Here is a 12684-nt window from a genome sequence, read left to right as displayed (position 1 = left end):
GGCCTGTCGCCCTGCCGACCGCGGCACCGGCGGTAGGCCCTAGCTCTCCGTCACCATGAGGGAGGCCATCATGCCCTCGTCCTCGTGTTGCAGCAGGTGGCAGTGGAGCATGTACATGTAGGTGTCGTCGGCGAAGTCGGTGAACTCCATGGCGATCTTGATCGAGCCGCCGCCGACGACCTCGAACGTGTCGTACCAGCCGAGTTCGACCCCCTTGGGATCCGCCCCGTTGATCGAGACCAGCTGGTAGGGCACGTCGTGCAGGTGGAACGAGTGTTCCAGCTGGGAGGCGTTGGTGATCGTCCAGATCTCCTTGGCGCCCAGTGTGGTGCTGATCATGGTCATGCCGGACATGGTGAGCCCGGCCTGGCCGTTGATCTTCATCGTCGCGCCCGTGTTGCTGAGCGTGATGGTGCGCGCCGTGAAGTCGGAGGTGTCGTACCGGTCGATGGTGTTGAGACTGCTCGGCAGGTCGTCCGGGGTGTCGCTGCCGCCCGCGGCGACGGTCAGGAAGTCGTACGTGCCGGAGCCGCCGCGGATCCAGCCGGTCGTGATGACCACCTGGAGGGTGACGTCCTCGCTGACGTCCATGACGAACTCGGCGCGGGCGCCGGCCACCAGCCGGATGGTGTCCACCTCCGTCGCCTCGGTCAGGTAGCCCTGGTCGGTGGCGATCTGGGTCAGCGTGCCACCGTCGCTGCGCTGGAGGGTGATGATGTCCGACGGCGAGGCGTTGAGCGCGCGGAAGCGGTTACGGGTCTTGGTGGCGCTGAAGGTGAGCGTGGTGTCGTCGACGTTGGTGCCGTTCACCAGGACCGGAAAGCTGAGACCGCTGGTGAGGTAGCCGGCCTGGTCGTACTTGATGTCGCCGGCGCTGTCGACCGCCAGGCACTGGAAGACGAGCGGGATGTCGTCGACGCCGTAGTCGCTCGGCAGGGCGGCGGAGGCGGTGGAGTCGTCCTCCACGATGATCATTCCGGCCAGGCCGTGGGTGGCCTGCTCGGCCGTGGTGCCCAGGGCGTGCGGGTGGTACCAGAGCGTTTTCGCCTCGTCCTTGACGGTGAACGTCGGTGACCAGGTCGTGCCGGACGAGAAGGCGTTCTGCGGGCCGCCGTCCATCTTCGGCGGGACGTGTGCGCCGTGGAAGTGGACGGTGGTGTCCTCGGAGAGGCTGTTGGTGATGTTCACCAGGACGGTGTCGCCGTTGGTCCACTTCATGGTGGGGCCGAGGAACGACTGGTTGTAGCCCGCCGTGGTGCTGGTGACACCGCTGAGAACCTCGCTGGTCCCGCTCTTGGCCTCCAGGGTGAAGGTGGTGGTGCCGTCGGTGGTCGTGCCCTCCAGGAGGTCCGGCACGGTGAGGGTGGCGGTGCTCGTCGCGGCGCCGGCCTTGTTGCCGCCCGCGTCGGTCAGCAGCGAGAAGGTCGCCCCGGCCGCTCCCACCGCCGCCAGGCCGACCCCGGCCATACCGCCGAGGAACGTGCGCCGGTGCAGGCCCTTGCCCCTGCCCGCCCCGCGCCTGCCGTGGTCCCGCTTCTCCGCCCGGCCCTTGCTGTGCTCGCGTTTGCCGGCCTCGCTCTCGCCGAGACCGCCGCTGTTCCCGCCCGCTCCTGAGCCCGGCTCAGTGATGTGTGTCATGGTGCCGGATATTTGACCTGAGGGCTGTGTGAAGACTGGGCCCGGGGTAGGAGGAAGCCGCGCCGGCTGTGAAAGTCGGGGGCGCCGGAACGCTTCTCAACGCCCCATGAAGATGGCCGGGTTGAGGTGCCGCAGGTCACATCCCGGGCGGGGGACGCATCGGGCGCCGGGCCGGCCGGGATCTTTCACAGCCCTGCCGTCATGTGACCCATGTCACGCGGTCGCCCGCTGTGCCCGCCGAACGAGTCCTGTGTACCGGTCCCAGTCCCAGTGCCGCCCGGGGTCGGTGTGGTCCGTCCCCGGCACCTCCACGTGCCCGATGATGTGCTTCCGGTCGACCGGGATGCCGTACCGCCCGCATATCCCCGCGGTCAGCCGCGCGGAGGCCGCGTACATCGCGTCGGTGAAGTCCTTCGGCCGGTCCACGAAACCCTCGTGCTCTATGCCGACGCTGCGCTCGTTGTACTCCCGGTTGCCCGCGTGGAACGCCACGTCCAGCTCGCGGATCATCTGGGTGATGCGCCCGTCCTTGTGGACGATGTAGTGGGCCGCGGCCCCGTGGCCGGGATCCTGGAAGGCTTTGACCGCGCTCGCGAGACTCCCCTGGGTGACATGGATGACCACCCGGTCTATGGCGTAGTCGTCCGGCCGGTCCGCCAGCCGCCAGTTCGCCGACGAGGCCGCCACCCACGCGGCACCCCGGAAGTCCACAGCGCCCTCCACCCGCGACTTCTCCACGCCGGGCAGCCGCCACCACAGGTGCGCCAGCTCGTCGCGCGCGAGCACGGCCGTGCCGACGGCGGCCGCGGCCCCGCCGATGAGCAGAGCGCGCCGCCCGATGTGCCGGTCCGTGTCGCGATGTGAGTCCCCCATGTGATCGAGAACGGATACTCGCGGGTCCTGGTTCCCGCGCCCCCTTACCCTTGAAGGGCTATGACTGACACCCCGCAGCTTTCCCGTCCGCTTCGCGTGCTCGCCGCCATGTCGGGCGGCGTCGACTCGGCCGTCGCCGCCGCCCGCGCCGCCGAGGCGGGCCACGACGTGACCGGCGTCCACCTCGCGCTGTCCGCGAACCCGCAGTCGTTCCGCACGGGCGCGCGCGGCTGTTGCACCATCGAGGACTCGCGCGACGCCCGCCGCGCCGCGGACGTCATCGGCATCCCGTTCTACGTGTGGGACCTCGCCGACCGCTTCCGCGAGGACGTCGTCGAGGACTTCGTCGCCGAGTACGAGGCGGGGCGCACCCCCAACCCGTGCCTGCGCTGCAACGAGAAGATCAAGTTCGCCGCCCTGCTCGACAAGGCGCTCGCCCTGGGCTTCGACGCGGTCTGCACGGGCCACTACGCCCAGGTGATCGTGCGCGAGGACGGCAGCCGCGAGCTGCACCGCGCCTCCGACATGGCGAAGGACCAGTCCTACGTCCTCGGCGTCCTGGACGAGAGGCAGCTCGCCCACGCGCTGTTCCCGCTCGGCGACACGCTCACGACGAAGGACGAGATCCGCGCGGAGGCCGAGCGCCGGGGTCTCGCCGTCGCCAAGAAGCCCGACTCGCACGACATCTGCTTCATCGCCGACGGCGACACCCAGGGCTTCCTGGCGAACCGGCTCGGCAAGGCCGAGGGCGACATCGTCGACGAGTCCGGCACCAGGATCGGCACCCACGAGGGCGCGTACGGCTTCACCATCGGCCAGCGCAAGGGCCTGCGCATCGGCACCCCGGCCGCCGACGGCAAGCCGCGCTACGTCCTCGACATCTCCCCGGTGGACAACACGGTGACGGTCGGCCCGGCGGCCGCCCTGGACGTCAGCGCGCTGACGGCGGTCAGGCCGCGCTGGTGCGGAACCGCCCCCACCGGCCCGGGCACGTACACGGCCCAGCTCCGCGCCCACGGCGGCGAGACGGAGGTCACCGCCGAACTGGTCGACGGCACCCTCGAGGTGTCGTTCACCGAGCCGGTCCGCGGCGTGGCCCCCGGCCAGGCGATCGTCCTGTACGACGGCACCCGCGTGCTCGGCTCGGCGACGATCGCCACGACCACGCGGGCGACGGCGGGAGTGGCCTGAGCGGTCGTGGGTCGTGGGCGGTCCAGAGGCCTTGAGTGGCCGTGGGGCGTGAGCGGACTCGTGGCGTGAGCGGTCTCGTGGCGTGAGCGGTCGTGGGTGGGCGGTCCAGGGGCCTGAGCGGGCCCAGGGCCTGCACGGTCCCTGGGACCGTGCGGCCTCGGTGGAGTCCGGCGCGCGGTTCGGCGGCGCCCGAAGGGGCGCGGGCGCCGCACGACCGGCCACCAAACAACCGCACCGCCGCCGGCCCACGGGACTTCCGGCGGAGCGCTCAGGCGGTGAAGAACTCGGCGGAGCGCTCAGGCGGTGAAGAACTCCGCCAGCACGGGCGCCAGAGCGGCGGGCTCCACCATGTGGGTCTGACCGTCCAGCGTGCGATACGTGCCCTCGGGCGCCGCGGCCGCGACGTCCTCGGCCGCCTCCCGCAGCCAGCCGGGGCTGGCCCCGCCCGCCAGCGCCAGAACCGGAACGCCGATCGAGGCCAGCCGGTCGCGGGGCACCAGACCGTCGCCCATCACGGCGTCGTCGTAGGCGAGGCTCGGGGCGATCGCCTCCAGGCCGGCCCACAGGGGGGACTGGCGGGCGCCCGCGATCATCTCCTCGGCCAGTCCGGTCAGCCGCAGGAACAGCTCGACCGCGTCGCCGCGCCGGCCCTGCGCGAGTGCCGCGGTCAGGTTCTCGGTGTACTCGGCACGTCCCTCCGCGCCGCCGCCCCCGTGGTCGGCGAACGGCGGCTCGTACACGGCCACGGCACGGACCGGCAGCCCACTGGCCGCCGCCTCCAGGGCCAGCGCGCCGCCCGACGAGATGCCGTAGAGCGCGGCGTCGCCGCCCGCGGCCTCGATGATCGCCGCGAGGTCCTCCACCTCACGGGCGACCGCGTACGGCGTCGTGTCACCGCTGCCGCCGCGGCCCCGCCTGTCGTAGGCCACGACGCTGAAGCGGTCCGCGAGGAGCGGGGCCAGGGGCGCGACCGTGGCGCCCGTCGACATCGCGCCGCTCACGAGGACGACCGCCGGGCCCTGTCCGGTGCGTTCATACGCGAGGGACGTGCCGTCGCGCGAAAGGGTCTTCTTGTCCATGCCTGGGGAGACTGCCGTACCCCCACGCGATTAATCGGTCACGACACTTCCACTTCGTAGAAGCACAGGTGGTCCTTGATCTCGGCGACGTCGGGCTTGGGGTCCGGGTACCCCCACACGAGGTCGGCCGCGTCCGGCAGCGACCAGTAGGAGGCGGTGCCCTTGAACGGGCAGTACGTGTGGGTCTCGGAGGGGGCCAGCAGTTCGAGTCGTACGTCCTCGACGGGGAGGTAGTGCCGCACGGGTGAGCCCGTCTCCCGCAGGACGAGGGGCCGGTCGCTCTCCGCCAGCACCCGGTCGCCGTGGACGACCCTCACATGCTGCGTGCCGTGCTCGATGGTGATCGTGTGTCCTTGGGCCATACCGGAAGAGCGCCGGGAGGCCCGCGGTTTCTTCCCGCGTACGGTGACTTCATGCGAATCTGCGTCTTCCTCTCCGCCGCCGACCTCGACGACCGCTACACGCGCCCCGCGCGGGAGTTCGCGAAACTGCTGGGCAAGGGCGGCCACACCCTCGTGTGGGGCGGTTCGGACGTCGGGCTGATGAAGGTGGTCGCCGACGGTGTGCAGGAGGCCGGCGGCCGGCTGCTGGGCGTGTCGGTGGGCTTCCTGGCCGCCAAGGCGCGCGCGGGTGCCGACGAGATGGTGATCGCGGGCGATCTGGCCGAGCGGAAGCGGCTGTTGCTGGAGAAGGCAGACGCGGTCGTGATCATGGTCGGTGGCACGGGAACGCTCGACGAGGCGACCGAGATCCTGGAGCTGAAGAAACACGGCCACACCGACAAGCCGGTCGTACTCCTCAACACCGCCGGCTTCTACGACGGCCTGAAGGAGCAGTTCCGCCGTATGGAGGACGAGGGGTTCCTGCCCCGACCGCTGACCGACCTGGTGTTCTTCGCGGAGGAGCCGGTGGGGGCACTGGCCTACCTGGAGGAGAGCCAGGGCGTCGAGTGAGCCGCGGGTGATGCGAGCATGGCGGGCATGGCTACACATGTGATCACCGGGGCGGGTTCCGGCATCGGCGCGGCCCTCGCCCGCCGCCTGCACGCGCGCGGGGACGACCTCGTGCTGCACGCGCGCGACGCGGGTCGCGCGAAGGAGCTGGCGGCCCGGTTCCCCGGCGCGAGGACGCTCGTCGGGGACCTGGCCGACCCCGACAAGCTGAGCTGGGCCTTCTCGCACCAGTCGCTCCCGGACCGGGTGGACTGCCTGTTCCACGTCGCCGGGGTCGTCGACCTGGGCCCGGTCGGCGAGCTGACCCCCAAGTCCTGGCGCCACCAGCTCAATGTCAACCTGATCGCCCCCGCCGAACTGACCCGCCACTTCCTGCCCCCACTCCGCACCGCCCGCGGCCACGTCGTGTTCGTGAACTCCGGCGCCGGACTGAGCGCCCACGCCGACTGGTCGGCGTACGCGGCCTCGAAGCACGGCCTGAAGGCCCTGGCGGACTCCCTGCGTCAGGAGGAGCACGGCAACGGCGTCCGCGTCACGTCCGTCTACCCCGGCCGCACCGCGAGCCCCATGCAGGCCAAGGTCCACCAGCAGGAGGGCAAGGAGTACGACGCCTCGAAGTGGATCGATCCCGAGTCGGTCGCCACGACGATCCTGACGGCCGTCGACCTGCCCGGGGACGCGGAGATCAACGACCTGACGGTGCGGCCGGGACGGTGACGGACCAGCCTCTCCGGCGTCCGCGGAGCGACGGTCACCGGGCGGGTCCCCGGGCCCCGAAACCTACGTAGGCTTCCCACGTGAACGCACACCTCAGTTTCGGCCGGGCCACAGGCATCGGCTCCATGCCCGGGGGCGACGCCCGCGAAGCCGTCAAGACCGTCACCGGGTCCGTCGAGGACTTCCCCTTCCTTCCCGAACTGCCCGCCAGGGGACCCGGCGCGGACATGATCGGGCGGACCGCCGGGATGCTCGTCGAGCTGTACGCGCGCGTGGAGCCCAGCGGCTGGCGGATCGGCGACCGCCCGGGCCGGGACACCAAGCGGGCCCGCTCGTGGCTCGGCGAGGACCTCGACGCCCTGGAGGAGTTCACCCAGGGCTACGAGGGCCCGCTCAAGGTGCAGGCAGTCGGCCCCTGGACCCTGGCCGCCGCGCTGGAGCTGCGCAACGGCGAGGTCGCCCTGTCCGACGTCGGCGCCTACCGCGACCTGGCCGGCTCGCTCGCCGAGGGGCTGCGGCTGCACCTGGAGGAGGTCCGGCGGAGGCTGCCCGGGGCTCAGGTGGTGCTCCAGCTCGACGAGCCCTCCCTCGTGGCCGTGCTGCGGGGCCAGGTGAGGTCCGCGAGCGGCTACCGCACCCACCGCGCCGTGGACCGGCAGGTCGTCGAGGACACGCTCCGGGACGTCGTCGGGGTCAACGGCGGCGGGCCGGTCGTGGTCCACTCGTGCGCACCGGACGTTCCGTTCGCCCTGCTGCGCCGGGCGGGCGCGGCGGCGGTCTCCTTCGACTTCTCCCTTCTCACCGAGCGTGACGACGACGCGATCGGTGAGGCGGTGGAGGGCGGCACCCGGCTGCTCGCCGGTGTCGTGCCCGGCACGGACGGCGCGTTGTCAGACCCGGCCGGTAGCGTCATGGGTGTCAGGACGCTGTGGCGCAGGCTGGGGCTGTCTCCGGGGCTTCTCGCGGAGGCGGTGACCCTCACCCCGGCGTGCGGACTCGCGGGAGCTTCCCCGCAGTACGCGCGACGGGCACTCGCCCACTGCGTCCGGGCGGCGAGATCCCTCGCGGACAACCCAGAGTAACGGGAGGACAACACGGTGGCCGGCGACAAGCAAGCGGAGACGACGGTGCCCGCCGAGGCACGGGAGAAGCACGCGCAGCTCGCTGAGCAGATCGAGGAGCACCGTTTCCGGTACTACGTGAAGGACGCCCCGGTCGTCAGCGACGCGGAGTTCGACACGCTCCTGCGCTCCCTGGAGGCGCTGGAGGAGGAGCATCCCGAGCTGCGTACCCCCGACTCGCCCACCCAGAAGGTGGCGGGGGCCTACGCGACGGAGTTCACCTCCGTCGAGCACCCCTCGCGCATGCTCTCCCTCGACAACGCCTTCAGCGACGAGGAGCTGGTCACCTGGGCCGACCGCGTCGCCAAGGACGTGGGCGCCTCCGGCTACCACCTCCTGTGCGAGCTGAAGGTCGACGGTCTCGCCGTCAACCTCACCTACGAGCACGGCCGCCTCACGCGCGCGGCGACCCGCGGCGACGGCCGCACCGGCGAGGACATCACTCCCAACGTCCGCACCATCGCGGAGATCCCGGAACGGCTGCACGGCGACCGCGTCCCGGACCGCGTGGAGATCCGCGGCGAGGTCTACTTCCCGATGGCCAAGTTCGAGGGGCTCAACGCCCGCCTGGTCGAGGCCGGCGACAAGCCCTTCGCCAACCCGCGCAACGCGGCGGCCGGTTCGCTGCGCCAGAAGGACCCCCGCGTCACCGCCGGCCGCCCCCTGCACATGGTCGTCCACGGCATCGGTGTCCTGGAGGGCTTCGCCGGCCTCACCCGTCTCTCCCAGGCGTACGACCTGCTGAAGACCTGGGGCCTGCCCACCTCACCGCACAACAAGGTGGTCGACGACCTCGACGGGGTACGGCAGTTCATCGCGCACTACGGCGAGAACCGCCACTCGGTGGACCACGAGATCGACGGCGTGGTGGTCAAGCTCGACGAGATCCCGCTCCAGGGACGCCTCGGCTCCACCTCCCGCGCGCCGCGCTGGGCGATCGCGTACAAGTACGCGCCCGAGGAGGTCAACACCAAGCTCATCAACATCCGGGTGGGCGTGGGGCGCACGGGCCGGGTCACGCCGTACGCGCAGGTCGAACCCGTCACGGTCGCGGGCTCGGAGGTCGAGTTCGCCACCCTGCACAACCAGGACGTCGTCAAGGCCAAGGGCGTCCTCATCGGGGACACGGTGGTGCTGCGCAAGGCCGGTGAGGTCATCCCGGAGATCCTCGGACCGGTCGTCGACCTGCGCGACGGCAGCGAGCGGGAGTTCGTGATGCCGTCCGAGTGCCCCGAGTGCGGCACACCGCTGGCCCCCTCCAAGGAGGGCGACGTCGACCTGCGCTGCCCCAACGCCCGTGCCTGCCGGGCCCAGCTGAGGGAGCGCCTGTTCTATCTCGCGGGCCGTAAGTCGCTCGACATCGAGCACTTCGGGTACGTCGCCGCCGCGGCCCTGACCAGCCCGCTGGAGCCCGCCGAACCACCGCTGAGGAACGAGGGCGACCTGTTCGACCTCACCGTCGAGCAGTTGCTGCCCATCAAGGCGTACGTCCTCGACCAGGACAGCGGTCTGCCCAAGCGCGACCCGAAGACCGGTGAGGAGAAGGTCGCCACGGTCTTCGCCAACCAGCTGGGCGAGCCGAAGAAGAACGCGCTTGCGATGCTGGACACCATCGCCGAGGCCAAGAAGCGTCCGCTCGCGCGCGTTCTCACCGGCCTGTCGATCCGTCATGTCGGCCCGGTGGCGGCCGAGGCGCTGGCCCGCGAGTTCCGGTCGATCGAGCGCATCGAGCAGGCCTCGGAGGAGGAGCTGGTCGCGGTCGACGGGGTGGGCGGGATCGTCGCGAAGGCGGTCAAGGAATGGTTCGCCGAGGACTGGCACCGCGAGATCATCCGAAAGTGGAAGGCCGCCGGTGTCCGCATGGAGGACGAGGGCTCCGGCGAGACGGAGGGCCCGCGGCCGCTCGAAGGCATGACTCTCGTGGTCACCGGCACTCTCGAGCACTTCACGCGCGATGCCGCCAAGGAGGCGCTGCAGAGCCGGGGCGCGAAAGTAACCGGATCGGTTTCGAAGAAGACCTCATTCGTCGTTGTGGGTGACAACCCTGGTTCCAAATATGACAAGGCAATGCAGCTCAAGGTTCCTGTTCTGAACGAGGACGGCTTCCAGGTCCTGCTGGAACAAGGGCCGGAGGCAGCGGCCGAAGTCGCGCTTCCGACCGAGGAGTAGCGGTTGAAGGCCACTCGATCGGCGCATACCAGATGCATAGGGGTGGCAGGGGCGCATTCGGGCAACCGTCGACGACCGCTGCCCGTGGAAGCCTTCTGCGGCCTACTGTTGAGGAATGCGCCCGCCGTGCCCAGCTGCGGTTGGGGCATCCCCTGCTCCTCAGGAGCAGGGGAAGGGTTTTCCAACGCGGCGCCGTTGAGGGATGTCGGGCATCGGGCCGCGTGGCGTGGGCACCGCCGGTTGTGAGAGGGACGGGAATGGAACCGACCGAGAGCGCCGCCCCGGACTCATGGCCGCGCGTGCGCCGGATGGCCGGCGCACTGCGCGAGAGCCGGTGGACCGGGCGGCCTTCGGAACGCCCGGGCGTCGAGCGGCGCACCACCGGACGGCACCCCGTCGTGGACGGGCGCGGTGCCGCGCAGCTCGCCGCCGAGCACAGCCACGGACTTCCTGGCGCCGAGCACGAACGGCACGTCTCCTGGCCCGTGCTGCCCGCGGCCGTCGTCGCGGCGGCCGGCTTCGTACTGGGCGCCGGCTTCTACCGCGGCTTCCGCGGAGACCACGCGCTCTTCCCGTCCGGCACGGTGGGCTGGTCCCTGGCCGTGCTCACCGGCGTCATCGTCGGCCACCTGGTGGCGCTCGGCCGCGCCCGCTGGTGGGGCGGCACCGGCTCCGGCGCCGCCCTCACCCTCGCCGGCCTGCTGCTGTACGGCTGGATGCCCGCCGGCATGGTCAGCCTCACCGTCGTCGTCCTGGTGGGCATAGCCAGGCGCCACCGCTGGCGGCAGGGCGTTCTGCACGGCGCGGTGGACATCCTCGGCGTCGGCGCCGGCGCCCTGGTGCTGGCCTCCTTCGGCCGCGTGCCGTCCGTCGAGCGCCCCTGGAACCCCGAGACCTGGACCCTCTACACGGCCCCCGAGGTGGTGCTGGTCGCGGTCGCCTATCTCGCGGTGACCCGCGTCCTGCTCTGGTACCTGTACGCACCGCGCGGCGGCCTGCCCACCGTGGCCCGCACCGCCCTGGTCAGACAGGGACTGGTCGCGCTCGCGCTGCTCGGGATCGCCCCGCTGATCTGCGTGGTCGCCGTCGCCATGCCGCTCCTGCTGCCGCTGTTCGCCATCCCCCTCATCGCCCTCGACTCCACCCTCTGGATAGCCAGGGCCCGGGCGGAGGAGCAACTGCGCGACCCGCTGACCGGGCTGCCCAACCGGCAGTGGCTGCTGGAACGCATCTGGACCGCGCTGGACGACGCCGAACGCATCGGCGCCCGCTCCGCCCTGATGGTCATAGACCTGGACCGCTTCCGCTCGGTCAACGACACGCTGGGCCATCTCGCCGGTGACCGGCTGCTCCTGCAGATAGCGGACCGGCTGCGCCTGGCGCTGCCGCGCGGGGCGGAGGCCGCGCGGCTCGGCGGTGACGAGTTCGCGGTCTTACTGCCGGTCGCCGACTCGACGACGTCCGCGACCCGGATCGCCCGCAGTCTGGTGGGGGCGCTCAGCTCCCCGCTCGACCTCGACGGTCTGACTCTCGTCCTGGAGGCCAGCGCCGGAGTGGCCGTCTTCCCCGACCACGCCCTCGACGCCGAAGGGCTGCTCAGGCGGGCGGATGTGGCGATGTACCAGGCGAAGCGGGACCGTACGGGCGTCGAGGTCTACGAGTCCAAGCGCGACTCGAACACCCCGGACCGGCTCGGACTGCTCGGCGACCTGCGCCGGGCCCTGGACGCGCACGAGGTCCAGCTGCACTACCAGCCGAAGGTCCGCTTCGACGGTCAGGTCGCCGGCCTGGAGGCACTGGTGCGCTGGGTGCATCCCGAGCGCGGGAAGGTGCCGCCGGACGAGTTCATAGCGATCGCCGAGTCCTCGGGGCTGATGCCCCATCTCACCGAGTACGTGCTGGACACGGCGCTGGCACAGGTGGCCCGGTGGCGGGCCCAGGGCCTGTTCGTGCCGGTCGCGGTCAACGTCTCCCCGCGTGACGTCCACACCCCCGGGTTCGCGGGTTCGGTGGCCGCCCGGCTCGCCCGCCACGGAGTTCCGGCGGGGTCCCTGCAGCTGGAGATAACGGAACACGTGCTGCTGGAGGACCCGCAGCGGGCCGCCGACACGCTGGCCGGGCTGACCGGGCACGGCGTGAAGATGTCCCTGGACGACTTCGGGACGGGCTACTCCTCGCTGGTGCATCTGCGCCGGCTCCCGGTCAGCGAACTCAAGATCGACCGCTCGTTCGTCGCGCGGCTGGCCGTCGACACCGAGGACGCGGAGATCGTCCGCTGCACGGTCGACCTCGCGCACTCGCTGGGCCTGCTCGTGGTGGCCGAGGGCGTCGAGGACGACGAGACCTGGGAGCGGCTGCGCGACCTGGGCTGCGACGCCGTACAGGGCTGGCTGGTGGCGGCCGCGATGCCGCCGGAGGAGGCCACGGCGTGGCTGCTGGCACGGGGGTCGCGCGGCTGGCAGCGCCCGCGGGCGGCCCTGCCGGCCGTGGCGACCGACGACTGACTCCGCCCGCGGCACGTCCGCCTCGGCGAGGGCCGGTCCGGAGAGCCTCCCCTCCGGGCGCGGGAGCCGTTTAGCAGGCAAGGCCCGCCGCCCCATAGGATTGGGCCCACACCACACACACTCACCCCAGAGGAACGCCGCATGCCTGGCATCACGCGCGAGGAGGTCGCCCACCTCGCCCGGCTGGCGCGTCTGGAGCTGAAGCCCGAAGAGCTCGACCACTTCGCGGGACAGCTGGACGACATCATCGGCGCGGTAGCCCGCGTCAGCGAGGTCGCCGACCAAGACGTACCGCCGACCTCCCACCCGCTGCCGCTGACGAACGTCATGCGCGCGGACGAGGTCCGTCCCTCGCTCACCCCCGAGCAGGCGCTCTCCGGCGCCCCGGCCCAGGAGCAGCAGCGTTTCAAGGTGCCGCAGATCCTGGGGGAGGACTAAC

11 protein-coding genes are annotated in these 12684 nt (G+C 71.5%); 7 read left to right on the top strand and 4 right to left on the bottom strand.

The window, feature by feature from the left end; all coding sequences use genetic code 11:
• Positions 1-39: 39 nt before the first annotated feature.
• Together OG985_RS16115 and OG985_RS16110 are read right to left on the bottom strand one after the other, a co-directional pair.
• Entirely contained in the window at positions 40-1638 is a 1599-nt protein-coding gene (locus OG985_RS16115; protein ID WP_371669019.1) for a multicopper oxidase family protein, read from the bottom strand.
• A gap of 213 nt (positions 1639-1851) precedes the next feature.
• Positions 1852-2511, bottom strand: a complete 660-nt coding sequence (locus tag OG985_RS16110; RefSeq protein WP_371669018.1) for an N-acetylmuramoyl-L-alanine amidase — start codon at positions 2509-2511, stop codon at positions 1852-1854.
• 60 nt (positions 2512-2571) lie between these two features.
• Here OG985_RS16110 and mnmA point away from each other — a divergent pair, with 60 nt between their 5' ends.
• Positions 2572-3702: a tRNA 2-thiouridine(34) synthase MnmA gene (gene mnmA / locus OG985_RS16105; protein WP_371669017.1), complete on the top strand. Its 1131-nt coding sequence runs from the start codon at positions 2572-2574 to the stop codon at positions 3700-3702.
• Between the two features lie 296 nt (positions 3703-3998).
• Here the strand turns inward: mnmA and OG985_RS16100 are convergent, their stop codons facing one another.
• Together OG985_RS16100 and OG985_RS16095 are read right to left on the bottom strand one after the other, a co-directional pair.
• Positions 3999-4781: an alpha/beta fold hydrolase gene (locus OG985_RS16100; protein ID WP_371669016.1), complete on the bottom strand. Its 783-nt coding sequence runs from the start codon at positions 4779-4781 to the stop codon at positions 3999-4001.
• A gap of 38 nt (positions 4782-4819) precedes the next feature.
• On the bottom strand, positions 4820-5143 hold the full coding sequence (locus OG985_RS16095; RefSeq protein WP_371669015.1) for a DUF427 domain-containing protein: 324 nt from the start codon (positions 5141-5143) through the stop codon (positions 4820-4822).
• A 51-nt stretch (positions 5144-5194) separates the two neighbouring features.
• On the opposite strand from OG985_RS16095, the gene OG985_RS16090 reads away from it, so the two are divergent.
• From OG985_RS16090 to gatC, 6 genes are all read left to right on the top strand, one after another.
• Positions 5195-5734 carry a TIGR00730 family Rossman fold protein gene (locus tag OG985_RS16090; protein ID WP_371669014.1) on the top strand — a complete coding sequence of 180 codons (540 nt, stop codon included), beginning with the start codon at positions 5195-5197 and terminating at the stop codon, positions 5732-5734.
• Between the two features lie 18 nt (positions 5735-5752).
• Positions 5753-6451 (top strand): SDR family oxidoreductase, encoded by a 699-nt coding sequence (locus OG985_RS16085; protein ID WP_371669013.1) that lies wholly within the window; start codon positions 5753-5755, stop codon positions 6449-6451.
• Between the two features lie 125 nt (positions 6452-6576).
• Positions 6577-7533, top strand: a complete 957-nt coding sequence (locus tag OG985_RS16080; RefSeq protein WP_371674388.1) for a methionine synthase — start codon at positions 6577-6579, stop codon at positions 7531-7533.
• A gap of 15 nt (positions 7534-7548) precedes the next feature.
• A complete protein-coding gene (gene ligA, locus OG985_RS16075) occupies positions 7549-9741 on the top strand; it encodes an NAD-dependent DNA ligase LigA (protein WP_371669012.1) in 2193 nt (730 codons plus the stop codon).
• A 257-nt stretch (positions 9742-9998) separates the two neighbouring features.
• The gene (locus tag OG985_RS16070; protein WP_371669011.1) at positions 9999-12245 is read left to right on the top strand and encodes a putative bifunctional diguanylate cyclase/phosphodiesterase; all 2247 of its coding nucleotides are present in this window, start codon (positions 9999-10001) and stop codon (positions 12243-12245) included.
• Positions 12246-12386: 141 nt separating this feature from the next.
• A complete protein-coding gene (gene gatC / locus OG985_RS16065) occupies positions 12387-12683 on the top strand; it encodes an Asp-tRNA(Asn)/Glu-tRNA(Gln) amidotransferase subunit GatC (protein WP_018531282.1) in 297 nt (98 codons plus the stop codon).
• Position 12684 lies beyond the last annotated feature (1 nt).

It is taken from the genome of Streptomyces sp. NBC_00289 (assembly GCF_041435115.1).
Taxonomy (GTDB): domain Bacteria; phylum Actinomycetota; class Actinomycetes; order Streptomycetales; family Streptomycetaceae; genus Streptomyces.
This window is presented reverse-complemented; position numbering and strand designations above follow the sequence as displayed.

Coding starts and splice junctions, on each gene's coding strand:
- mnmA (WP_371669017.1), top strand. CDS start 2,572: ATGACTGACACCCCGCAGCTTTCCCGTCCGCTTCGCGTGCTCGCCGCC.
- OG985_RS16110 (WP_371669018.1), bottom strand. CDS start 2,511: ATGGGGGACTCACATCGCGACACGGACCGGCACATCGGGCGGCGCGCT.
- gatC (WP_018531282.1), top strand. CDS start 12,387: ATGCCTGGCATCACGCGCGAGGAGGTCGCCCACCTCGCCCGGCTGGCG.
- OG985_RS16090 (WP_371669014.1), top strand. CDS start 5,195: ATGCGAATCTGCGTCTTCCTCTCCGCCGCCGACCTCGACGACCGCTAC.
- OG985_RS16095 (WP_371669015.1), bottom strand. CDS start 5,143: ATGGCCCAAGGACACACGATCACCATCGAGCACGGCACGCAGCATGTG.
- OG985_RS16085 (WP_371669013.1), top strand. CDS start 5,753: ATGGCGGGCATGGCTACACATGTGATCACCGGGGCGGGTTCCGGCATC.
- OG985_RS16100 (WP_371669016.1), bottom strand. CDS start 4,781: ATGGACAAGAAGACCCTTTCGCGCGACGGCACGTCCCTCGCGTATGAA.
- OG985_RS16115 (WP_371669019.1), bottom strand. CDS start 1,638: ATGACACACATCACTGAGCCGGGCTCAGGAGCGGGCGGGAACAGCGGC.
- OG985_RS16070 (WP_371669011.1), top strand. CDS start 9,999: ATGGAACCGACCGAGAGCGCCGCCCCGGACTCATGGCCGCGCGTGCGC.
- OG985_RS16080 (WP_371674388.1), top strand. CDS start 6,577: ATGCCCGGGGGCGACGCCCGCGAAGCCGTCAAGACCGTCACCGGGTCC.